This is a genomic window from Bombilactobacillus sp. ESL1094 (assembly GCF_058107425.1).
Map to the genome: position 1 here is coordinate 986,996 of NZ_JBYLUM010000001.1, position 23,117 is coordinate 1,010,112.

The following is a 23,117-nucleotide window of genomic DNA, read 5'->3' on the forward strand; positions in this document are numbered from 1 at the left end:
TTAGTACGATCATGGAAGGTGCGCGAAGTGATAGGAAAGCTGACTTGCAACCGCTGATTGATCAATTATTTACGGACTTTTTTGCTGTACATGGCGATCAAGTGGATAGTGATGATCCGGCGATTATTGCCGGCTTTGCTAAGCTCAAGCAACGGACGGTGGCGGTAGTAGCCACGAATAAAGGTCAGGAATTAGAGGAACGCCTAGCCACTCATTTTGGTAGTCCAACCCCGCAAGGTTATCGGAAAGCTTTACGCGTAATGAAATTAGCGCAAAAAATGGGTGCACCAATTGTCACGTTGATTAATACTCCAGGTGCTTATCCGGGTGAAGAGGCTGAAGTGAAAGGTCAAGGCCAAATATTGGCTAAGAGCATCAGTGAAATGTTGCAACTGCAAGTTCCCATTTTAACTATTATTATTGGCGAAGCAGGTTCGGGTGGCGCGTTAGCTTTGGCCTGTTCTGATCAAGTGTGGATGCTAGAACACAGTATGTATACTGTTCTTTCGCCAGAAGGCTTTGCTTCTATTATGTGGAAAGATTCCAAGCTGGCTAATAAAGCAGCGGAAATGATGCATATTGAACCCGCTTGGTTGAAACAAAATCAAATTATTGAACAAGTTTTACCCGAGACGGTTTTAGATGAGCAAGCCAAACAATTACAGACCTTGATTGATCAACAATTGGCTCAATTCGATCAGTTAAGTTTGTCTGATTTATTGCAACAGCGCAAAGAACGATTTCGTAAATTTTAATAAAATGTCTGATTAAGCGCAGCCAGCACCTATTTTGTTGGTTGCGCTTAATTTGTTTAAAAATTTAGTTGATAAAATTTGGTAATTCTTCATAATTATCCTTTAAGATAAAACTATAATTATCAATTAATATAACTGAAATTGAAAGGATGATTTTGATGCAATATTGTCCCAACTGTGGTGCCAAAATCAAAGCTAATGCCAAAAAATGTCCGACCTGTGGTTATCAATTAGTGGCGAAGCCGCAAAGAGCGCACGCTGATGCTGATGGTAGAGATCAAACTTATTCGCGGGCACAGCGTTATCATCAATCTTCGACTAATTCTATGGTCAGTTTTTTGCTCTGGCTCAAGAATAATCCCATTATGGATGTTTTAGCCGTTATTTTTGTTATTTTGACTTATGTTTATATCGGTAAATGGTTGAGCTTAGTGGTCGCACTGGGATTGATTGCGGCCGGTTATTGGCACGCTAATCGGCGGCAAACTAATCTGGATCAAAAAATCCGGAATGCTTTTCGCCGCAAACAGCCGGCAACTTCTGCGGCTATTAAACGGCGTCCAATGATCAAAGCGCGCGCTGATCACTATCAACAACCGAATTTTACCAAACCCTTACAACCACAAACTCAAGCGGGAGTAACAGAAGTGTCAACGGTTGCGCCAACAACCAAGTCAAAAAATCAGCGCTCGTGGCTGTTATTAATTATTGCAGGTATTTTATTGAGTAGCAGCTACTGGCCAAACTTTTTTAGTAATAACTTTTTTGGCAGCAATGTGGTGACTAATTTCTCTTTAGCGCAGACTATTAAACAAGCACTTAACTTGTTAAATTATTACTTACATTTTCAAATTAATCCGGATCTAGGATTATGGATTATTGCTGCCGGACCATTATTGATTATCTTGGGCGCCTTGATGCCGAATCATTTTGGGAAAAAGTTAATTAAGTGGGGTAATGTTTGGAACTTACTGTGGTATTTTGGTGGTTGGTTAATCTTACATGTGAGTTTGAGCTTTGCCGCTAAAAGTGGTGTCATGCAACCACTAAGTCTCGGTGCTAGTGGCAAATCAGCTTTAACATTGAGTATTTTATTATTAATTTTAACAATTTGGGATTGGCATCAATTCAAACAGAGTAATGTGCGGCAATAAGCGTTTCTTAAGATATGGTATGATATGGTTAAGTTTGGGAGATATAAGTTAACTTGTGAGGCGATAATTGTTGAAAATTTTAGTGGTAGACGATGACCAAGATATTGTGGAACTGCTCAGCATTTATTTAAAAAATGAAGGCTATCAACCAGTTGTTGCTAATTCTGGTGTACAAGCGCTCGATCAATTAAAAGCTAATCCGGATATTGCACTCTTAATATTAGACATTATGATGCCCGGCATGTCAGGAATTGAAGTGATTAAAAAATTACGTAAGGATTCACAAATTCCCATTATTGTAGTTTCTGCCAAAACTAGTGATTTGGATAAAATCCAAGGATTAATTACGGGTGCTGATGACTATGTGGTTAAACCTTTTAATCCGTTAGAGGTGATGGCCCGGGTGAAATCTTTGTTGCGCCGGACCCATGCTCAAGGTCACGAAATTTTACCAGATAAATTAGAAATTGGACCAATTACCATCGATAAAAGCTCCCACGAAGTCGTGACCAATGCGGGAGTGAAAGTGCAACTCACAGCATTGGAATTTGGCATTTTATATTTACTAGCCAGTCATCCTAATCGCGTCTTTTCTGCAGATGAGATCTTTGAGCGTGTCTGGAAGCAAAAAAGTGTGATTTCTGCCAAAACAGTGATGGTTCATGTGAGTCATTTGCGTGATAAATTAGAAGAAGCAACTAATGGTGAACAAGTCATCGAAACCGTTTGGGGTGTTGGCTACAAAGTGGAGGCTTAAACATGAAGGCAATGCTATCCCGTCGGTGGGTAGTTTATATAACGACCATTATTTTCGTATTGGCCGTCGGCGGTGAACTCAAATGGGCCACGATGATTAATCAAACGCCCCAGTTATGGTGGCTGATAGGATTGTTAGATGGGTTAATAATAATTCTTTTAGCCTATCAATATTTGTATCAACGCCAATTACATCGTACACAGTATTATCTGCAACATTTGGCGCGTGGCGAAGCGACTAGTGCTGATGGCATTACTATTTTGGAACTACAACAATTAATTCAGCAAATGGATAAAGTGATGCAAACCGCCAGTGAATCCATGAAAAATCAAGTGGCTGCGGAACAAAGTAAAGACGAATTGATTACTAATGTGAGTCATGATTTACGGACGCCATTGACGTCAATTATTGGCTTTTTAGGTTTAATTGAACAAAATCCGCAAACGTCAACGGCCGATGTGCAAAAATACGTGCATATTGCTTATCAAAAATCGTTACAATTACGTTCGTTAGTGAATGATTTATTTGAATATGTTCGTGCTAATAACTCGAACACTAAATTAAATATTCAAACATTCGATATGATTCAAATGCTGGAACAGATTGATGCAGATTTTGAATTAGAAGCTAAAAAACAGCATATTCAAATGGAAGTGGTCAGTGATGTTCCGCAGTTAATCATGCAAGCTGATAGTCAAAAGCTTGGGCGAGTTTTTAATAATTTAGTAATTAATGCCATCAAGTATGGTCAAGGTGCCGATCATATTTGGTTGTGCGCTAAAGAACAACAAGATCACGTAATTTTACAGGTGATTAATAATGGCCAAGCGATTGCTCCAGAAAATCAGCAACACTTGTTTGATCGTTTTTATCGTGTCGATCAGTCTCGTTCGAGTAAAACGGGGGGGACAGGCTTAGGGTTGGCCATTGCCAAAAGCTTGGTGCAAATGCAACATGGACAGATTACAGTCCACTCTGATGCACAACAAACTTGTTTTCAGATTGACTTACCGAAAAATTTAACCAGTGAAGGAGATAAATCATGACTTTGATTTTAAATGGTTGTACTTTATTATTGCAGGAACATAAGTTGCTAAAACAGGCTGATATTGTGTTTGACAATGAAATTACCGCCGTAACTTACGATTCACGGCAGGCACAAAAGGATGGTATGTTCTTTTGCAAAGGAACACATTTTAAAGAAAGTTATTTAAAGCAGGCTCAGGCTAATGGAGCAACAACTTATGTTTCTGAAGTAGCATATCCAGATATCAAGGGCATGAATGCCTTAATTGTAACCGACGTGCAGAAAGCGATGGCGTTATTAGGGGCGGCTTTTTATGGTTACCCACAGAATGATCTGTTTATTATTGCTTTTACAGGAACTAAAGGGAAAACGACTTCGGCCTACTTTACACGTGGAATTTTGCAAAATTATTCGAATCAAAAGACCGCCTTATTTTCGACGATTGATCGGATTTTAGGACCGAAGCCCAGTCAGAAATTTAAGTCCAATTTAACTACTCCAGAATCACTGGATTTATTTCATGATATGCGTGAAGCTGTAGATAGTGGGATGACGCATTTGGTGATGGAAGTTTCATCACAGGCTTATAAGCGTAACCGTGTTTATGGTTTAACATATGATGTTGGCTTCTTTTTAAACATCTCACCTGATCATATTGGTCCCAATGAACATCCCGATTTTGCCGATTATCTTCATTGCAAATTACAGCTCTTAGTAAATTCAAAGAGTTGTGTGATTAATGGAGATACTGACTATTTTGACGAAGTATATTTAGCAGCTAAAGCGACAACTCCTAGTTCTAAACTGTATGTTTTTTCACGCCAAGGTGGCAATGAACAAGTGGCGGACTTTGTTTATCAGAGTAAAGAGAGTACATTGGCAGAAAGTGAATTTACGATCAGGGCTCAAAGTGCTAAAGCTCAGCAACTGAATATTGCTGGTGATTATCAATTAAGTTTGATCGGTGACTTTAATGAAGCCAATGCGACTGCCGCAATTATTGGTGCTGGGATTGCGGGGGCCCCTTATGAATTGGCGCAAACATCTATTATGGATGTGCATATTCCGGGGCGGATGGAATCAATTAAAACCAAGCAACACGGCACGATTTACGTTGACTATGCGCATAATTACGCTAGCATGTCGGCATTGTTACATTTTTTAAAAACGGAAAATCCACAATCCAAAATTATCGTGGTAGTTGGTAGTACAGGCGACAAGGGCGTTTCACGGCGTTCGGGCTTTGCTAAAGCTCTAAGTAAATACGCTAATCAGGCGTATTTAACGACTGATGATCCGGGATTTGAAGATCCTCAAGCTATTTGTGAAGAAATCAATCAGTTAATTGATCATACGAAAGTGCAAGTGGCAATTATTCTAGATCGTCAGCAGGCGATTCAAGCGGCGATTACTACTAGTCAACCGCAAGATATTGTCGTGTTAGCTGGTAAAGGTGAAGATAAGTACCAAAAAATTCGTGGTGTGAATGTGGATTATCCCAATGACTTAAATGTGGCACAACAGATAGTTCAGGAAATTGAGGGATAGCGATGAAAGACTTTTTTACAATTATTGGCGGCATGGGCACGGCAGCCACGGAAAGTTTTGTGCGTCTGTTAAATGCAAGAACCCCTGCAATTAAGGATCAAGAATATTTAAATTATTTATTAGTCAATCATGCTAGTATTCCTGATCGAACCGATTATATTTTGGATCATCAAAAACCGAATTTTTATCCCGATTTGTTAGAAGATATTCAACAACAATCACTCTTACAGCCCGCTTTTATGGTTATTATTTGCAATACTGCGCATTATTTCTATGAACAATTACAACAAGAGACGTCAATTCCATTATTGCATATGCCCCGGAGTGCTGTTAGCTATTTGAAACAGCACTATCCCCGAGCGCAAAAAGTGGGATTAATTGCCACGAAAGGTACTTTAGCGGATCAAGTCTATCAACAAGAATTACAACAACAGGGATTAGATTATACGTTGGGTGATGAACAGCTGCAGGCGGATGTGATGACTTTGATCTATGATTGTATCAAAGAACAAGGGATAGTTGATGCACAGTTATATCATCAGATTCTCAAGCGAATGGTGCATGATTTTGGAGCCGACGTGGTTATTTTAGGTTGTACAGAACTTTCTTTGGCCCAAGAGAAAGCACCGCAACATAATTATTCAGTAGTTGATGCGCAAAGTATTATGGTTGATACTTGTGTCAATTTAGGTCAAAGGCTACAGCAAGGCTTACCCGTAATGATTCAAGCTGGAGTAGCGCAGTCCTAAACTGAAAATTATTTTATATTAGAATTGCATTATTGCTTTGATAATGTATAATTAATAATCTAAATTGTGAAAAGCTTATTTAGCTTAGCGCTAAATCAAAATTCACAGTTGAGTAAATCATTTAGAATTTTGAGGTTAATTGAAGTAATGAATAATTCAGAACCAAATAAATCCTTATTGAAACGCAATCAAAAAGTTTCGATGCAATCACAGCACCAAATGGGAAGTCATCGTTTTTTGAAGAGCATTTTGCTCTTTTTAATTATGGCTATTTTTATCGTCGGGGCTTACGGCTTTCGGATTTACTCGCAAGCTAGTAATGCTTTAGGCAATGCTTATCGGCCGAGTACCGCAATTCGACCTTCCAAAACGATCGCGCAAAAAAAGCCAGTTACTATTCTATTGTTAGGAGTAGATACAGGCGATGAAGGACGCACTGATCGTGGTAATTCAGATACTATGATTTTGGCAACGATCAATCCACAAACTAAAAAAACAGTGTTAATGAGTATTCCACGGGATACTTTATCGGAAATTTATGGGATAAAAAGCGGCCAGCATGTGATTCAGAAAATTAATTCCGCTTATAATTTAGGAGAGTCTGAGGCAGCGGTGAAAACTGTGCAAAAATTAGTTAATATCAAGATTGATAATTATATTACTTTGGACTTTCATTCACTGCCTAAAATAGTAGACGCAGTCGGTGGAGTTGAAGTAGATGCACCGTTTGCGTTCAGTTACGATGGCAGTAGTTTTCATAAAGGTAAGCAAGTCATTAACGGCAAACAAAGTCTGTCTTACGCACGAATGCGTTACGACGATCCGCAAGGCGATTATGGTCGGCAAATGCGACAACGTCAGGTTATTATGGCAATTGTCAAAAAAGCAACTTCTCTAAGTACGTTACCTAATCTTCAAAAAGTGTTGAATAGCATTTCTAATTCGATGAGTACTAATCTATCATTGGATGATATTACTGCGTTAATTCAATATTATCGAGGAGCGTCTAAAAACATGGACTCTGATCATTTGCAAGGGCACGGCACCCTAATTGACGGAATTTCTTATGAAGTAGCGCCAACTAAAGAATTACAGCGCGTATCGGATAAATTAAGAACCAGTGTTGGCCAAGATAAAGAAAAGATTAATAACGTCGAGACACGACAAAATAAAATGAATGTGACGAAAAATGGTTTTGATTTTAAGGAAAAAGTAAATCAAAATTATGTAATTTATGGCGAAAATGTTAATAGTAATTACTTGATTGATAACTAAAAAGCAATTTATTTTAAAAATAAATTGCTTTTTTTATATCATGAAAAAGCAGTCATACCAAGGGATAGAGCAATAAGTAGCAAAAAAGAATAAAAAAAGATGGGCAAAGGGGTTGCAAAAGGGTAAAAAAGTTGATAATATATTTTCTGTTGTCAATGAGTCATGCGCGTCACTGTTAAGCAAATAAAAAAAACAGTTGACAAGCTCATGATAAGATGATAAACTAAATGAGCCACTTAATCAAGTGGTAATCAACAAAAAGTTAAGTAGATCTTTGAAAACTGAACAAAGTTTCTTTAAAAGCCAAGTGCTGGGTTCTTGAAAAAGAACCTGTCAATTTAAAAGTAATAAAGAAGACAAAGAACGTTAGAGTTCTAAGTCTGAGTCAACAAACTAACAAAAAATGAGAGTTTGATCCTGGCTCAGGACGAACGCTGGCGGCGTGCCTAATACATGCAAGTCGAGCGAGCAGAAGTAACGGAATACCTTCGGGTAGGAAGATATGGACGCGAGCGGCGGATGGGTGAGTAACACGTAGGTAACCTGCCCTTTAGCGGGGGATAACAATTGGAAACAGTTGCTAATACCGCATAAAGTGCTTAATCACATGATTAAGGAATGAAAGACGGTTTCGGCTGTCACTAAAGGATGGACCTGCGGCGTATTAGCTAGTTGGTGAGGTAAAGGCCCACCAAGGCGATGATACGTAGCCGACCTGAGAGGGTAATCGGCCACATTGGGACTGAGACACGGCCCAAACTCCTACGGGAGGCAGCAGTAGGGAATCTTCCACAATGGACGAAAGTCTGATGGAGCAACGCCGCGTGGATGAAGAAGGTTTTCGGATCGTAAAATCCTGTTGTTGAAGAAGAACGTGCTTGAGAGTAACTGCTCAAGTAGTGACGGTATTCAACCAGAAAGTCACGGCTAACTACGTGCCAGCAGCCGCGGTAATACGTAGGTGGCAAGCGTTGTCCGGATTTATTGGGCGTAAAGGGAGCGCAGGCGGTTTGAAAAGTCTGAATGTGAAAGCCCTCAGCTTAACTGAGGAAGTGCATCGGAAACTGTCAAACTTGAGTGCAGAAGAGGAGAGTGGAACTCCATGTGTAGCGGTGAAATGCGTAGATATATGGAAGAACACCAGTGGCGAAGGCGGCTCTCTGGTCTGTAACTGACGCTGAGGCTCGAAAGCATGGGTAGCGAACAGGATTAGATACCCTGGTAGTCCATGCCGTAAACGATGAGTGCTAAGTGTTGGGAGGTTTCCGCCTCTCAGTGCTGCAGCTAACGCATTAAGCACTCCGCCTGGGGAGTACGACCGCAAGGTTGAAACTCAAAGGAATTGACGGGGGCCCGCACAAGCGGTGGAGCATGTGGTTTAATTCGAAGCAACGCGAAGAACCTTACCAGGTCTTGACATCTCCTGAAAGCTGTAGAGATACAGGGTTCCCTTCGGGGACAGGAAGACAGGTGGTGCATGGTTGTCGTCAGCTCGTGTCGTGAGATGTTGGGTTAAGTCCCGCAACGAGCGCAACCCTTGTTACTAGTTGCCAGCATTAAGTTGGGCACTCTAGTGAGACTGCCGGTGACAAACCGGAGGAAGGTGGGGACGACGTCAAATCATCATGCCCCTTATGACCTGGGCTACACACGTGCTACAATGGATGGTACAACGAGAAGCGAACTCGTGAGGGCAAGCAGAACTCTAAAAACCATTCTCAGTTCGGATTGCAGGCTGCAACTCGCCTGTATGAAGTTGGAATCGCTAGTAATCGTGGATCAGCATGCCACGGTGAATACGTTCTCGGGCCTTGTACACACCGCCCGTCACACCATGAGAGTTTGTAATACCCAAAGCCGGTGGGGTAACCCTTCGGGGAGCTAGCCGTCTAAGGTAGGACAAATGATTAGGGTGAAGTCGTAACAAGGTAGCCGTAGGAGAACCTGCGGCTGGATCACCTCCTTTCTAAGGAAAAATAAACGGAAAGCAGTTGGCAAGAAACTTTGTTTAGTTTTGAGAGGTCTACTCTCAAACATTAGTACTTTGAAAACTGAATATTATGAGAAGAAAGACACCGAGAATCGAGAGATTCGAAGAAAGTAAGAAACAGTAGTAATTAAGGTTAAGATAATAAGGGCGCACGGTGGATGCCTAGGTACTAGGAGCCGAAGAAGGACGCAACGAACAGCGAAATGCTCCGGGGAGTTGTAAGTAAACGAAGATCCGGAGATATCCGAATGGGGGAACCCGGCTAAGGTAAAGCTTAGTCACACTGCGACGAAAGTTGTAAGTGAGGAAGACGTGGTGAACTGAAACATCTAAGTAGCCATAGGAAGAGAAAGAAAAATCGATTTCCTGAGTAGCGGCGAGCGAAACGGAAAGAGCCCAAACCAGAGAGCATGCTCTTTGGGGTTGTAGGACTGGGACGTGAGATAGTCGAAGATAGCTGAATCAGTTGGGAAGCTGAACCAGAGATAGTGATAGTCTAGTAGGCGAAATCAGAGACACTCTACCAGTATCCTGAGTACGGCGGGGCACGTGAAACCCCGTCGGAAGCAGGGAGGACCATCTCCCAAGGCTAAATACTCCCTAGTGACCGATAGAGAACAAGTACCGTGAGGGAAAGGTGAAAAGCACCCCGGAAGGGGAGTGAAATAGATCCTGAAACCGTGTGCCTACAAGTAGTCAGAGCTCGTTAAAGAGTGATGGCGTGCCTTTTGTAGAATGAACCGGCGAGTTACGATTGCGTGCGAGGTTAAGTTGAGAAGACGGAGCCGTAGCGAAAGCGAGTCTGAATAGGGCGAAAGCGAGTACGTAGTCGTAGACCCGAAACCAAGTGACCTACCCATGTCCAGGTTGAAGGTGCGGTAAAACGCACTGGAGGACCGAACCCACGTAAGTTGAAAATTGCGGGGATGAGGTGTGGGTAGCGGTGAAATTCCAAACGAACTTGGAGATAGCTGGTTCTCTCCGAAATAGCTTTAGGGCTAGCCTCGGAGAAGAGGATCTTGGAGGTAGAGCACTGTTTGGACTAGGGGCCCAACATGGGTTACTGAATTCAGATAAACTCCGAATGCCAAAGATCTTTCTCCGGGAGTCAGACGGTGAGTGATAAGATCCATCGTCGAAAGGGGAACAGCCCAGATCACCAGTTAAGGTCCCAAAATCCATACTAAGTGGAAAAGGAAGTGGAACTGCACAGACAACTAGGATGTTGGCTTAGAAGCAGCAACTCATTTAAAGAGTGCGTAATAGCTCACTAGTCGAGTGGTTCTGCGCCGAAAATGTACCGGGGCTAAGTATGGTACCGAAACTGTGGATGTGCATCGAAAGATGTACGTGGTAGGAGAGCGTTGTAAGCACGAAGAAGCCAGATCGAGAGGACTGGTGGAGAGCTTAGAAGTGAGAATGCCGGTATGAGTAGCGAAAGACCAGTGAGAATCTGGTCCACCGGATGACTAAGGTTTCCTGGGGAAGGCTCGTCCGCCCAGGGTTAGTCGGGACCTAAGATGAGGCCGAGAGGCGTAATCGATGGAAAACAGGTTGAGATTCCTGTACTGTTCAGTGTTGTTTGAACGATGGAGGGACGCAGGAGATGAATTGTGAGCATGCAGCTGGAAAAGCATGTCTAAGCAGCGAGTCTGGATATGAGTCAAATGCTTATAACCGCGAAGGATGAGTTGTGATAGGGAGCGAAATTAAAGTAGCGAAGCACAATAGTCACACTGCCGAGAAAAGCTTCTAGTGAGACACTGAATACCCGTACCGCAAACCGACACAGGTAGTCAAGGAGAGAATCCTAAGGTGAGCGAGAGAACTATCGTTAAGGAACTCGGCAAAATAGCCCCGTAACTTTGGAAGAAGGGGTGCTGGTGTAAGAGCCAGCCGCAGTGAAAAGGCCCAAACAACTGTTTATCAAAAACACAGGTCTCTGCAAAATCGTAAGATGACGTATAGGGGCTGACGCCTGCCCGGTGCTGGAAGGTTAAGAGGATGAGTTAGACTTCGGTCGAAGCCCAGAATTGAAGCCCCAGTAAACGGCGGCCGTAACTATAACGGTCCTAAGGTAGCGAAATTCCTTGTCGGGTAAGTTCCGACCCGCACGAAAGGCGTAATGATTTGGGCACTGTCTCAACGATAGACTCGGTGAAATTATAATACCCGTGAAGATGCAGGTTACCCGCGACAGGACGGAAAGACCCCATGGAGCTTTACTGTAGCTTGATATTGAGTTTTTGTGTAACATGTACAGGATAGGTAGGAGCCGTAGAGATCGGTACGCTAGTATCGAAGGAGGCGCTGGTGGGATACTACCCTTGTTATATGAAAGCTCTAACCCGCGCCGTTGAAGCACGGCGGGAGACAGTGTCAGGTGGGCAGTTTGACTGGGGCGGTCGCCTCCTAAACAGTAACGGAGGCGCCCAAAGGTTCCCTCAGAATGGTTGGAAATCATTCGTAGAGTGTAAAGGTAGAAGGGAGCTTGACTGCGAGACAGACAAGTCGAGCAGGGACGAAAGTCGGGCTTAATGATCCGGTGGCACCGTATGGAAGGGCCATCGCTCAACGGACAAAAGCTACCCTGGGGATAACAGGCTTATCTCCCCCAAGAGTTCACATCGACGGGGAGGTTTGGCACCTCGATGTCGGCTCATCGCATCCTGGGGCTGTAGTCGGTCCCAAGGGTTGGGCTGTTCGCCCATTAAAGCGGTACGCGAGCTGGGTTCAGAACGTCGTGAGACAGTTCGGTCCCTATCCGTCGCGGGCGTAGGAAATTTGAGAGGATCTGTCCTTAGTACGAGAGGACCGGGATGGACATACCACTGGTGTACCAGTTGTCTTGCCAAAGGCATAGCTGGGTAGCTAAGTATGGAAGGGATAAACGCTGAAAGCATCTAAGTGTGAAACCCACCTCAAGATGAGATTTCCCATTCAGTAATGAAGTAAGACCCCTCAAAGAAGATGAGGTAGATAGGTTGCGAGTGGAAGTGTAGTGATACATGGAGCTGAGCAATACTAATCGGTCGAGGGCTTAACCAAGGGTGTCGAGTAAGAACATAATATTCAGTTTTGAGAGGACTAAGGTTCTTTCAGAAGGTAAGAAGAGAGCAAGTGTGGTGGCGATAGCGAGGAGGAAACACCTGGAATCATGCCGAACACAGAAGTTAAGCTTCTCAGCGCCGAAAGTAGTTGGTGGGAAACTACCTGCGAGGATAGGTCGTTGCCATGCTGTTTAAAAAAGATTATCATTTTAATAATGATAATCTTTTTTTGTGTCTTTAAAAAGAATGGGATGAGTACTGATTATGGCTTACAAACAACAACGACGAATAGTTGACGTCGGATTATTAGCGGGAAAAATTATGATTGAATCCGGAGCAGAAATGCATCGTGCCCAGGATACAATGCAACGAATTTTGCTAAAGGGTGGAATTGAACACCCGGAGATTTATACGACGCCGACGGGAATTTTTTTAAGCGCTGATCGTTTGACTAATACAAGAATGGTGCAAATTAACCACGAAACGACTAATTTATATAAAGTGACGGAAGTTAATTCATTATCACGTCAATTTGTGGCTGAACAATTAACTTTAGAGCAATTAGAACAAGGGTTACAGCAAATTGAGCGGTCGATGTTAGATTTTCCATTGTGGTTAAAAGCGGCTGGTGCTTTTTTGTTGAGTTGCACCTTGATGATTTTATTTGTGGGCGAATATGATTGGGTTGATTTTGTGCCTGCAGGAATTGTAGGAATGATTGGTTATTTAATTGATTATTTTGTCAAACAATGGATTGATATTAGTTTTATCAGTACTTTTTTAGCAGCAACCACTATTGCGCTTTTAGCTGTTGTGCTTCAAAAAAGTCACTGTGTGAATAATTTAAACTACTTAATTATTGGTGCTGTGATGCCCTTAGTGCCAGGAGTATCGTTAACGAACGCACTGCGCGACCTGATGGCACGGCACTTAATATCGGGATTAGCTCGAATGGGTTCGGCAATTTTGAGTGCAATGGCGATTGGCGGCGGTATCGCAATGGTACTGAGATTCTTTTAAAGAAAGGAGTTTCGTATATGATACTAAATGCGATTCAAATTATCATTCAAATTACATTTAGCTTTGTCGGCACCATTGGATATGCACTCTGTATTAATATTCCGCGCACAGCGCTCATTACTAGTGGTGTTTGTGGATCATTAGGCTGGATGATTTATTGGATTTTAAGTAATTTTGTGAAATCAGGTAAAGTATTCGCTAACTTAATTGCGGCACTAATGATTGGAATTGTTAGTTATTTATGTGCGCGTTATAAAAAGATGCCCGTGAGTCTATTTAATATACCAGCGTTGGTGCCACTAGTTCCTGGAGCAACCGCATATCAAGCTGTACGAGCACTGGTTTTTGGACAAATCTTCGAAGGGCTGCATTTAACAGTGCTAGTCATTTTAATTATTGGGGCAATTGCAATGGGCTATATCTTAGCCCAATTAATTGTAGATCTTGCATTTCGGCGTTATTCATGATAAATTGATGATATGCGATGAGTCGAGTGATCACTTTTTAGTGATGATTCTGGGAATGTCGATTGTTATTAATAACAATAGCCAGCGGATATGGTGACATCTTTATCATTAGATGTGAACTGATGATAAATATTACTTGAAGTAATATCCCTTTAAAAAAGCCATAACAAAAGTTATGGCTTTTTTTCATTATTAAAATTAAATTGGTTCAAGATGTTTTCACGAATAATGGTTCGAACTTGTTGGTTAGCCAATAAACTGGAATGCTCACTATCGTCACCAGTGACGGTGGCCTGTGTGTATTTAGCGACCGTATTTTGAAAAATATATTTACCCGCTTCGACACTTTGATAAGGTACAGTGCCATCATCTTGATAATTTTTAGTGCCCGCAATGGAATCGACAATTAAATTCTTGGGTAACTTCTTGCGGTGCTGGTGTAATTGGTGAAAAATTGCGGTTTGATTTTTGATATTGGATTCTAAAGAATTGTAGGGCGTACCAATGGTAATTAAATGATTGATGCGCAAAGCGTTTTGATTAAAATATTTTTCTAAATACCACGTCCAAATTAAGCCGCCGTTAGAGTGACCGACGGCAGAGAAGTTGTTAAAGTTATAATTAGCAGTTAAATAATTGATGGCTAATTTTAGCCAGTAAGTTTGCTTTTTAATATTCTGGTACCCGTCAGCGTTATTTTGAAAAGCAATCACAATAAAAGGTTGTTTATCATGAGCAGTAATTTTTCCCGTCACATGCAAGTGATTGTTCGTCCGCACCGTAATTTTGACAATACTATGTCTTTTTTTAGGGGTATTATATTGCTTTAATAAATCATCAAAGCGATTTTGTGAAGCAGAACTGCCAGGGATAAAGATCACCGGGGATAGTGTTGAATTGTGGAACGCTTTTTCACTATAAACAGCCTGCTTCATTTGAAAATAGGCAGGAATACTGCTGAGGACAAAGATCAAGAGAATAATTTTAATCCATAGTGATTTTTTCATGGGCAACCTCCGCTTTCACAAATGGCAAATAAATTAAAGTGGAACTAAGGATGGCTAAAAGAGTCGCGAACAAAGCTGCCCAGTTGCCATTGGTTCCTAAAAAGTTCCAAAGAAAAGTTGGGGTGCCGGCAAAAATTTGGTAAATGGCAGGTGACGCCCATTTCAAATTAATGAAACAGTAACCAATCAACATGCTGACTAAAGGACTCACAATAAAGGGAATTAGGAAGCGATAATTGAATAAGACTGGTAGTTTAATGAGTAATGGGGCGTTCAGTCCAAACATGCTGGGAATCAAATTTTCGAGCACGATTTGGTAGCGATGATAATACAAAAGCGCAAAAATTAACCCCAAACAGCACCCAATTCCTCCTAAAAAGGCATAGCTAGTATAAAGCGAATGGGTATTCAATGGATAAGGCAAACTTTGATGTGATAAAGCAGCACTCAAATTGGCAGTAGCTGCGGGTGAGTTGATGGCTTGACTTTTAGCATTAAAGGGATTGATGAGCCCGAGCCAACTGCCCAGACAACGAATAATTGTCAGAAAAAATAAACTGAGTGGTTGAATTTTTTGAACATTAGTGGAAATACCAGGAATATTATTGAACCAACTCAAAGGGTTTAACCAATTTAAGCTATAGCCTAAAATAATAGCCACAGTAATAATCAAGGTGGGACAGTGGAGACGACTTAAAATTAAGGAACTCATCAAACTAATAATAATCACCAATAAAATCGGTGGTTGATTCAGATAAAGATTGGTATCATGGTTTAAACAAGTTAAAATAATTACTAAGCAAGTGCAGCAATGTGTGACTAAAGATGCTTGCGACTGGAATTTTTGTGAAATAAGATAGCTAAGTAGTAATAAAATACCGAACTCCAATAAATTATTTAAATTTAGGAATAAGGGTAAATAGTGACTGAGGTTCGGTAAATGTAAGAGATGACGTAAAAAACCATTCGGGTTTATAACGCTACTAGTGATGAGATGTGAATAAGCATCAACTAGGACAAAGGGATAGATCCAAGTTAAGATTTGTTGTCCTTGTTGTTTAATATTTAATAAATGAATGTTCAATCTAAATGCTCCTCTTCAAAAGATTGTGGCTAGATGTTAGTAACTATGACTTAATCCAAAAACGGAAAGGAATTCTTCGATGGCAAATGAACAGCAACGGTGGTTATTAATTATGAATGTAATTTTTAATCTCGTTATGGGCTTTATTTTACCAGTGAATACTATTTTTATAACGAAATATTTACACGAATCAATGATTACTGCTGGTTGGGTCCTAATGATCTATTCCTTAGTGATGATGCTGGGTAATGCTTTGGGCGGTTATTTGTTTGATCGGTTTTCGCATACGAAAACGTTGTGCTGTGGCTATTTATTAGCGGCACTCGGTTTTGTGATTATGGCGGTTAATCATCAGTGGCCCTTGTATCCTATTTGGTTAGTGATCGTAGGCTTAGGCATGGGCATTAGTTATACGGCGGTGAACTCATATACGGCGGTGGCAGCTCAGCAAAGTCATACGCCCCAAAAGGTTTTCAATGCAATGTATCTGGCAGCTAATGTCGGGATTGCCATTGGCTCCATGCTGGTGAGTGTCATTTTTCAAAGTAGTATTTTTTTAACTTTCTTTTTGCCAGCATTGTGTTTTGGCTTGTGTTTGGTAATTGTGTTTTGGCGTGGTTCGATCTTGGATGGCGTTCAACAGGTCCAGCATGCAAACTACCACGCTCCTTCAACTAATAATGGGCACACTAACCAGTTAAAGTCCCAACATTTGAGGTTGAATTTGATACTTTTATGCTTAGCCACTTTAATTGTCTGGTTAGGTTACTCACAGTGGGATAGCAATATGTCCTTATATATGTTAGATCGGCATTTAACAATGCACCAGTATAGTTTATTATTTAGTATTAACGCGGCGTCACTGATTATTATTCAGCCCTTGATGAATCAAATCATGACGCATTTGTTTCAATCCTTAAAATTTCAGATTGGTACGGGATTATTGATTATGGCGGGGTCATTTTTATTGTTACCTAATGCGACACATTATAGTCAATATGTGTGGAGCATGTTATTACTAACCATTGGAGAATCAGTTACGTTCCCCACCATTCCTGCCTTACTCAATAAATTTGCGAACGCGGATAACCAAGGACGCTATCAAAGCTTTTATGTCATCTTTGGTTCATTAGGACGGGCTGTCGGTCCTTATTTAGGCAGTCTATTGGCAACTCAATGGACTTTTAATAATCTATTTTTATTGATTTTTATTACGATTACATTAGCTGCCATGGGCGTTTTTTTAGTAAAGGAGGTCCGATAAATGTTTAAGAAAAAATTAGCCGGTGTAACAGTTTTAGGAACAGTTCCTTTACTAATCGGAAAAGTCTTGTTTGAATATGTACAGCGTCGTGACAGTTCAGCGTTAAAAACGCAACCACCACAATATGCATCCACTAACCAAGCCATTAAATGGGCCCAACAGTTTGAACAATTACCACATCGCACAGTCCAGTTAGTAGCCCATGATGGCTGGACGTTAACGGGCTTTTTGACCAGTAATCCCCAAAACTTAGGAACGGTTTTAATTGTTCATGGTTTTGGGGTGGATCATCATTCATTAGATAAAATTGGTGGTTTATTTTATCAATTGGGCTATAACGTTTTACAACCTGATAATCGCGCTGCGGGTTTAAGTGGAGGTGATTATTTAAGTTATGGTTATTTGGAAAAATACGATGTGCAGTTGTGGCTGCAGTGGCTACAACAACAATCTCAATTACAGGCACCTTTGATTTTATTTGGGGCGTCGATGGGAGCAGCGACTGTTTTACAGAGTTTGGCTTTATCTTTGCCGCCACAATTAGCTGGCGTGATTGCTGATTCTAGTTACACTAATGCCCAGGCTATTAGTGAGTATACTATTCATCGTCAGTTTAAGTTGCCTAGTAAAGCCATAACCCAGTTGATTTCATTATGGTCGAAAGTTAAGTTTGGTGCCAGTTATGCGCAAATTGATGTTCGACCAGCATTGCAGCAAACGAAAGTCCCGGTTTTGCTGATTCGTGGTTTAAAAGATACGACGGTGCCCCCACAAATGTCAGCTCAATTAATGCAAGGAGTAACTTCAGCAGTGCAATTGGTGGACTTTGTTGATGGGAGCCATATTCGTTCCATTGAAAGTGATCCGCAGCGTTACGCACAAGTGATTCAACAATTCTGTGCACAGGTCACGGTCAAAAATAAGTTTGAAGCTGGTCAGTGATTAATGACCAGCTTTTTTACTGCAAAAATCTTGAAAGTGGCGGCCCCAAATATCTAAGTCCAAAACTTTGCCTTGATTATTGGCTACGGCCGGTAAGTGACCCCAACGTTGGAAATTATTTTTACTAAATAAATGTTCACTGGCTAAGTTGGCACTAAAAATATAGGCAACAACTGTTTTTATATGCAAACTTTTTAATTGCGGAAAAATAAAATCTAGGGTGGCTTGGCCGAGACCTTGATGTTGTGCATTCTTATCTAAATAAATACTGATTTCACTGGTAGTTTGATAAGCAGCCCGACCATAAAAATCGGATAAGCTAGCCCAGCCCACAATTTGTTGCTTTTGTAAAATAACCCATAACGGACGTAGGGGATTTTGTTGATGTTCTAAAAACCAGCTTTGGCGTTGGGCGACAGTAACGGGTTCTAAATCGGCGGTAATCGTTTGGATAGGAATACTTTGGTTATAAATGGTAACGATGGTACTTAAATCTGGCAGCGTCGCTAAACGAAAAGTTGCTGGCATTAAAAAAATCTCCTCATAATTAATCTTAATAAAAGTGATTATAGTAGTTTTAAACGCGTAACTCAAGTGTTTGGTTCGTGTTGGTCGGGTTGCTGATTATTTTTACATTAATAATAATTATAAAAATAGCCACAACATCTCATTTACTTTTAATTAAAAAGAGAGTAAACTCAACACAACTAAACGGCTACAAAATTTAAGGGAGAAGAGATGGGAGCAATGAAGTTACCAAAGATGTTGCTGGGTGGTGGCATGACCTTGACGGCGGCTGTATTAATGGTAGGCTGTGGTTCCAAACAGGCTCAAGCGCCCACTAATGAAGTGCGGATTATGTCCAAAGACCTGTTAGCAACCATGGATACTTCCATGATGACTGATATTTTGAGCGCGCAAGCGGCACAGAATACCATGGCAGGTTTATATCGTTATAATGGTAAGACTATCGAACCAGAATTATCCACTAAAGTGGTTAAGCCAACCAATAACGGTTTAACTTATACCTTTCCATTACGCAAGAACGCTAAATGGAGCAATGGCGATCCAGTAGTGGCTAACGATTTTGTTAATTCTTGGCGGCGGACGGTTAATCCCCAAACTAAATCTCAATACGCTTATATCTATGAGGGGATTGCTAACGCCAAGGCGATTACTGCCGGGAAAAAACCAGTGGATTCTTTGGGGGTTAAAGCCTTAGATGCACATACTTTACAGGTTACTCTAGAGAAGCCAATTCCATATTTTAATGAATTATTAACGGGCTCGCAATTTTATCCGCAGAATCCGCGGGCCACTAAAAAGTGGGGGAAGAAGTATGGAACCAATTCGAAGACTTTAGTTTTCGATGGACCCTACAAATTGCAGAATTGGAGTAATTCCGATAATACGTGGACTGAAGTTAAGAATAATACTTATTGGAATGCCAAGCACGTTAAGGTCAAAACTTTGAAATACCAAGTCGTCAAAGATGCTTCGACTGCGTTGAATTTGTATCAATCGGATAAGTTGGACCGTGCGGAATTGAGTGGCGATACTTCTAAACAAATGAAGAATTCCAAGGGTTATAGCGTCCAAAAGCAAAATTCGACTGATTATATTGAACTCAACCAGAAGAAGTTGCCGATGTTCAAGAATCAAAAAATTCGGCAAGCTTTATCCTTTGCAATTGACCGCAAACAATTGACGAAAAAAGTTTTGGGTAATGGAACTTCAGTAGCTACTTCTGTAACGGCTGCCGATATGGCTTATGATCCTAAGGATCAATCGAAAGATTTTGTCAGTGAAACGAGTGGCACTGGTAAAGCCTATACCAAATATGATTTGGCTAAAGCTAAGCAGTTATGGAAACAAGGATTACAAGAAAGTGGTCAAACCAAGAAAAAATTTAATTTGGTTTTGTTAAGTGACGATACGGATATTGCCAAACAACAAAGTGAATTTTTACAAAGTCAATTACAAAAATTACCAGGTTTGAAAGTTACATTGAATAATGTACCGTATAAGAGTCGACTCAGTCGCTCAGTGAGTGGAGACTTTGATATGGTCATTACGCAATGGAATGCAGATTTTCCAGATCCGATTAATTTCTTAACCTTATTTATGACTAATAATTCTTATAATAGTGGTAAGTGGAGTAATCCACAGTATGACGCTTTATTGAATAAGAGCATGAATGAAGATGCCAATAATGTCACCGCACGTTGGAACGATATGAAAGCAGCGCAAGATATCATTAATGAACAACAAGGTGTCATTCCGCTATATCAAAATGGTCAAGCCTTTATGACGAAATCTAGAATTAAGAACCTGGAATTGAATCCGGACAATATGTATAACATGACTAACGTCCGTCTGAAAAAGTAGTTGAAGAATGTTTGATAGAATCTTCAAGTGTGTCGAAAGACACCTTTAATGAAGATTCTATTTTTTTTACTTTCCGCATCAAATGAAACGAAATATCAAAGTTTAATCCCTTTTTTGGAAATTCTGTCCCACTTTTGAAACAATTATCCGACAATTACTTTTGTTGTGTCGTTTCTGCAACACTTCAACCGTTCTTGTAGTGGTTCTTTGCCTAAATTTTGGTTAATATACAATTGTCAACTGAGAGAAGTTCTCTCATCTGATCATAATTGTAGAACATTGTAACTTAAGACCTCTTATTAGGAGGTTGTTACAATGAAAACATTTTTAAGTCTTTTAAGCGTTTTAGCATTAAACGCTTCTGTGGTTTTTACTAATCCTGCTGGTTACTCCCCTAGTGCCGCAGCTGATGATGTAAAAACTGAAACAATGAGTGCTGTAAACCCCATATCAAATAATAAAAAACAGCAACCCATTCAAGTTAAGTCGGAATTAGCCAGTACTCCCCATACTGGTAGTTCTCTTAACTACTTCCCCAAAGATACTACTAGTCAAATGAATCAAAGTTCTCCCCAGAACAATGAATCAAAACAAACGGTACCTTCCCCCCAAGCAGATACCGCAAAGACCCCAACGTTGAGTGGTCAGCAAAGTAGTGATACTACTAATGCCATCGCGTTTAACAATGTTAAGTTTCCAATCGGAGATTTCCACGGCAATGGAAATGTTCCCGGAGACGGACATATTTATCGTTGGGATGACGCACCAGTTGATAATTGGTTTTTACTAGAGCGTTCAACACCGCAAGCAAACATGGTCTGGAAGTTACAAGTAGGTTCTACAATTTCGGCAAATAATCAGACATATCATGTATATTCCATTTTAAATGGAGTGAGTCATAGTGACCCACGGCCGATGGAAGCTTTAAAGAGCAATGGTGGGATTTTAATTCAAACATGTGAACAACCAGTTTACAATTCCCCGTTAACCTTTGTGCTCGCTAAATAAATAATTGTAGATAAAAATAAAAGCCTTATCGTTTCTATGATGAACGATAAGGCTTTTTGTCTGCAATTAATCTAGGAATAAAGTCGTATAATCATGGTAAAATGAAAACGGTCAACTAATTTTGGAGTAAAGAGGTTAGATAATTAATGGTGCAAGATACAAAATTGCCACAAGGTTTCTTGTGGGGTGGGGCGACAGCAGATTTTCAATATGAAGGTGGTTTTAATGAAGGTGGTCGTGGCATCTTATCACGTGATTATGAAACTGCCGGTTCCAAAGCCCACCCGCGACATCACACGCTGCAAGATGCTCAGGGCAATTTGCTTCAACCCAAAAGTTCCTTTTTTGACGCTGATTCGGTGCCTGCAGATGCCCAACCAGTATTTTTAGAGCAGCAATATTATCCTAGTCATCAAGCGGTCGACTTTTATCATCATTATCAAGAGGATATTAAGCTGATGGCTGGCATGGGCTTTAATGTTTTTCGCTTTTCGATTTGTTGGAGTCGAATTTTTCCAACGGGTGAAGAAGATCAACCGAATCCAGCGGGTTTAAAATTTTATGATGACGTCATTAATGAATTAACCAAATATCAGATGGAACCGTTAATTACGATTTGTCACGATGAATTACCAATGAATTTGGCACAAAAATATAATGGCTGGGCGTCTACCAAAGTGATTGATTACTATGTTAAATATGCGCGCACATTATTTGAGGCTTTTGGGGATCGCTGTCGTTACTGGTTAACCTTTAATGAAATTAATGCGGTCCGTGGCTTTGGTCCAACGGGTGTGCGACAAGCCAGTGGTCAACAACGTTATCAAGCAGCTCATAATATGTTTGTCGCTTCTGCGAAAGCAGTTCAATTAGGGCATCAACTCATGCCCCAAAGTCAATTTGGGGCCATGTATGCCATGAGCGGTCTTTATCCAGCTACTTGTAAACCAGAGGATGTCTTCTGGCAGCTGCAAGAACGGCGTGAAAATTGGTATTTTATAGATGTGATGAGTCGGGGCTATTATCCTAACTATGCTCCCGAAGTTTGGCAGCATCACGGTTTTCAGCACTTGGACATTACTGCGGCAGATCGCAAAATTTTACAAGCGGGACAATTAGACTACATCGCTTTTAGTTATTATCGTTCAAATACGACGCAAGCTCAGGATCAATGGTTTAATGTTGGCGGTCATTCCAATCCCTATTTACCAACTACACCTTGGGGTTGGCCCGTTGATCCGTTGGGGTTAAGGTATTGTATGAATGAAATCTATGATCGCCTGCAAAAGCCCATCTTTATTGTGGAAAATGGATTAGGAGCGGAGGATCAAGTTGATGAACATGGTTATGTGGCCGATGATTACCGAATTGATTATCTGAAACAACACCTAACTGCGATGGCCGCGGCAATTAATATTGATCATGTGCCATGTCTGGGATATACGATGTGGGGGCCAATTGATTTAGTTTCGCTGTCCACAGGTGAAATGAAAAAACGTTACGGTCTAATTTATGTGGATATGGATGATCAGGGCCGAGGAACTTTAAACAGAACGCCTAAAAAGTCCTATTATTGGCTGAAAAAGATTATTGCAACTAATGGTGCAGCCTTGACTGAATAGCCGTCCTTAA

Annotated in this window: 17 protein-coding genes and 3 rRNA genes; 17 read left to right on the plus strand and 3 right to left on the minus strand. The window is 40.9% G+C overall.

Translation table 11 applies throughout. The features are described 5' to 3' along the window. The first annotated feature begins 11 nt into the window (after positions 1-11). The 12 genes from accA (at position 12) to AC3B5S_RS04965 (ending at position 13,792) form a co-directional block, all read left to right on the plus strand. Positions 12-755, plus strand: coding sequence for a carboxyltransferase subunit alpha (accA, locus tag AC3B5S_RS04910; protein ID WP_489757691.1), 744 nt, complete (start codon positions 12-14; stop codon positions 753-755). A 158-nt stretch (positions 756-913) separates the two neighbouring features. Further along, positions 914-1,909 carry a zinc ribbon domain-containing protein gene (locus AC3B5S_RS04915; protein ID WP_489769404.1) on the plus strand — a complete coding sequence of 332 codons (996 nt, stop codon included), beginning with the start codon at positions 914-916 and terminating at the stop codon, positions 1,907-1,909. Positions 1,910-1,979: 70 nt separating this feature from the next. Continuing rightward, the gene (locus AC3B5S_RS04920) at positions 1,980-2,666 is read left to right on the plus strand and encodes a response regulator transcription factor (RefSeq protein ID WP_489790415.1); all 687 of its coding nucleotides are present in this window, start codon (positions 1,980-1,982) and stop codon (positions 2,664-2,666) included. Between the two features lie 2 nt (positions 2,667-2,668). Continuing rightward, complete coding sequence (locus tag AC3B5S_RS04925) at positions 2,669-3,712, plus strand: sensor histidine kinase (protein WP_489769405.1); 1,044 nt, start codon at positions 2,669-2,671, stop codon at positions 3,710-3,712. After that, positions 3,709-5,241, plus strand: a complete 1,533-nt coding sequence (locus AC3B5S_RS04930) for a UDP-N-acetylmuramoyl-L-alanyl-D-glutamate--2,6-diaminopimelate ligase (RefSeq protein WP_489756812.1) — start codon at positions 3,709-3,711, stop codon at positions 5,239-5,241. Before AC3B5S_RS04925 ends, AC3B5S_RS04930 begins: the two co-directional genes overlap by 4 nt. Before the next feature lie 2 nt (positions 5,242-5,243). Beyond that, positions 5,244-5,990: an aspartate/glutamate racemase family protein gene (locus tag AC3B5S_RS04935; RefSeq protein WP_489769406.1), complete on the plus strand. Its 747-nt coding sequence runs from the start codon at positions 5,244-5,246 to the stop codon at positions 5,988-5,990. A 147-nt stretch (positions 5,991-6,137) separates the two neighbouring features. After that, positions 6,138-7,265 carry an LCP family protein gene (locus AC3B5S_RS04940; protein ID WP_489756810.1) on the plus strand — a complete coding sequence of 376 codons (1,128 nt, stop codon included), beginning with the start codon at positions 6,138-6,140 and terminating at the stop codon, positions 7,263-7,265. Positions 7,266-7,664: 399 nt separating this feature from the next. Further along, a 16S ribosomal RNA gene (locus AC3B5S_RS04945) occupies positions 7,665-9,231 on the plus strand. A gap of 155 nt (positions 9,232-9,386) precedes the next feature. After that, positions 9,387-12,303: ribosomal RNA gene (locus AC3B5S_RS04950) — 23S ribosomal RNA — on the plus strand. A 73-nt stretch (positions 12,304-12,376) separates the two neighbouring features. Then, positions 12,377-12,493, plus strand: a 5S ribosomal RNA gene (gene rrf / locus AC3B5S_RS04955). Together the 16S, 23S and 5S rRNA genes form the textbook arrangement of a ribosomal RNA operon. A gap of 76 nt (positions 12,494-12,569) precedes the next feature. Further along, positions 12,570-13,325, plus strand: a complete 756-nt coding sequence (locus AC3B5S_RS04960; RefSeq protein ID WP_489756809.1) for a threonine/serine exporter family protein — start codon at positions 12,570-12,572, stop codon at positions 13,323-13,325. A gap of 17 nt (positions 13,326-13,342) precedes the next feature. After that, positions 13,343-13,792, plus strand: a complete 450-nt coding sequence (locus AC3B5S_RS04965) for a threonine/serine exporter family protein (protein WP_489756808.1) — start codon at positions 13,343-13,345, stop codon at positions 13,790-13,792. Positions 13,793-13,965: 173 nt separating this feature from the next. Here AC3B5S_RS04965 and AC3B5S_RS04970 read toward each other — a convergent pair whose 3' ends face one another. Together AC3B5S_RS04970 and AC3B5S_RS04975 are read right to left on the minus strand one after the other, a co-directional pair. Then, positions 13,966-14,799, minus strand: coding sequence for an alpha/beta hydrolase (locus AC3B5S_RS04970; RefSeq protein WP_489756807.1), 834 nt, complete (start codon positions 14,797-14,799; stop codon positions 13,966-13,968). Beyond that, positions 14,777-15,883, minus strand: coding sequence for a hypothetical protein (locus AC3B5S_RS04975; RefSeq protein WP_489769410.1), 1,107 nt, complete (start codon positions 15,881-15,883; stop codon positions 14,777-14,779). Before AC3B5S_RS04975 ends, AC3B5S_RS04970 begins: the two co-directional genes overlap by 23 nt. Positions 15,884-15,962: 79 nt before the next feature. On the opposite strand from AC3B5S_RS04975, the gene AC3B5S_RS04980 reads away from it, so the two are divergent. Both AC3B5S_RS04980 and AC3B5S_RS04985 read left to right on the plus strand, forming a co-directional pair. Beyond that, positions 15,963-17,147 carry an MFS transporter gene (locus tag AC3B5S_RS04980; protein WP_489790144.1) on the plus strand — a complete coding sequence of 395 codons (1,185 nt, stop codon included), beginning with the start codon at positions 15,963-15,965 and terminating at the stop codon, positions 17,145-17,147. Continuing rightward, positions 17,148-18,089, plus strand: coding sequence for an alpha/beta hydrolase (locus tag AC3B5S_RS04985; protein ID WP_489756804.1), 942 nt, complete (start codon positions 17,148-17,150; stop codon positions 18,087-18,089). Here the strand turns inward: AC3B5S_RS04985 and AC3B5S_RS04990 are convergent, their stop codons facing one another. After that, positions 18,090-18,617: a GNAT family N-acetyltransferase gene (locus AC3B5S_RS04990; protein ID WP_489756803.1), complete on the minus strand. Its 528-nt coding sequence runs from the start codon at positions 18,615-18,617 to the stop codon at positions 18,090-18,092. A gap of 219 nt (positions 18,618-18,836) precedes the next feature. Here AC3B5S_RS04990 and AC3B5S_RS04995 point away from each other — a divergent pair, with 219 nt between their 5' ends. The 3 genes from AC3B5S_RS04995 (at position 18,837) to AC3B5S_RS05005 (ending at position 23,107) form a co-directional block, all read left to right on the plus strand. Next, positions 18,837-20,477: a peptide ABC transporter substrate-binding protein gene (locus AC3B5S_RS04995; RefSeq protein WP_489756802.1), complete on the plus strand. Its 1,641-nt coding sequence runs from the start codon at positions 18,837-18,839 to the stop codon at positions 20,475-20,477. A gap of 315 nt (positions 20,478-20,792) precedes the next feature. Beyond that, positions 20,793-21,485: a hypothetical protein gene (locus tag AC3B5S_RS05000; protein ID WP_489756795.1), complete on the plus strand. Its 693-nt coding sequence runs from the start codon at positions 20,793-20,795 to the stop codon at positions 21,483-21,485. 146 nt (positions 21,486-21,631) lie between these two features. Beyond that, the gene (locus AC3B5S_RS05005; RefSeq protein ID WP_489756801.1) at positions 21,632-23,107 is read left to right on the plus strand and encodes a glycoside hydrolase family 1 protein; all 1,476 of its coding nucleotides are present in this window, start codon (positions 21,632-21,634) and stop codon (positions 23,105-23,107) included. Positions 23,108-23,117: the final 10 nt, after the last annotated feature.

Coding starts and splice junctions, on each gene's coding strand:
- accA (WP_489757691.1), top strand. CDS start 12: ATGGAAGGTGCGCGAAGTGATAGGAAAGCTGACTTGCAACCGCTGATT.
- AC3B5S_RS04915 (WP_489769404.1), top strand. CDS start 914: ATGCAATATTGTCCCAACTGTGGTGCCAAAATCAAAGCTAATGCCAAA.
- AC3B5S_RS04925 (WP_489769405.1), top strand. CDS start 2,669: ATGAAGGCAATGCTATCCCGTCGGTGGGTAGTTTATATAACGACCATT.
- AC3B5S_RS04930 (WP_489756812.1), top strand. CDS start 3,709: ATGACTTTGATTTTAAATGGTTGTACTTTATTATTGCAGGAACATAAG.
- AC3B5S_RS04935 (WP_489769406.1), top strand. CDS start 5,244: ATGAAAGACTTTTTTACAATTATTGGCGGCATGGGCACGGCAGCCACG.
- AC3B5S_RS04940 (WP_489756810.1), top strand. CDS start 6,138: ATGAATAATTCAGAACCAAATAAATCCTTATTGAAACGCAATCAAAAA.
- AC3B5S_RS04960 (WP_489756809.1), top strand. CDS start 12,570: ATGGCTTACAAACAACAACGACGAATAGTTGACGTCGGATTATTAGCG.
- AC3B5S_RS04965 (WP_489756808.1), top strand. CDS start 13,343: ATGATACTAAATGCGATTCAAATTATCATTCAAATTACATTTAGCTTT.
- AC3B5S_RS04970 (WP_489756807.1), bottom strand. CDS start 14,799: ATGAAAAAATCACTATGGATTAAAATTATTCTCTTGATCTTTGTCCTC.
- AC3B5S_RS04980 (WP_489790144.1), top strand. CDS start 15,963: ATGGCAAATGAACAGCAACGGTGGTTATTAATTATGAATGTAATTTTT.
- AC3B5S_RS04985 (WP_489756804.1), top strand. CDS start 17,148: ATGTTTAAGAAAAAATTAGCCGGTGTAACAGTTTTAGGAACAGTTCCT.
- AC3B5S_RS04990 (WP_489756803.1), bottom strand. CDS start 18,617: ATGCCAGCAACTTTTCGTTTAGCGACGCTGCCAGATTTAAGTACCATC.
- AC3B5S_RS04995 (WP_489756802.1), top strand. CDS start 18,837: ATGAAGTTACCAAAGATGTTGCTGGGTGGTGGCATGACCTTGACGGCG.
- AC3B5S_RS05000 (WP_489756795.1), top strand. CDS start 20,793: ATGAAAACATTTTTAAGTCTTTTAAGCGTTTTAGCATTAAACGCTTCT.
- AC3B5S_RS05005 (WP_489756801.1), top strand. CDS start 21,632: ATGGTGCAAGATACAAAATTGCCACAAGGTTTCTTGTGGGGTGGGGCG.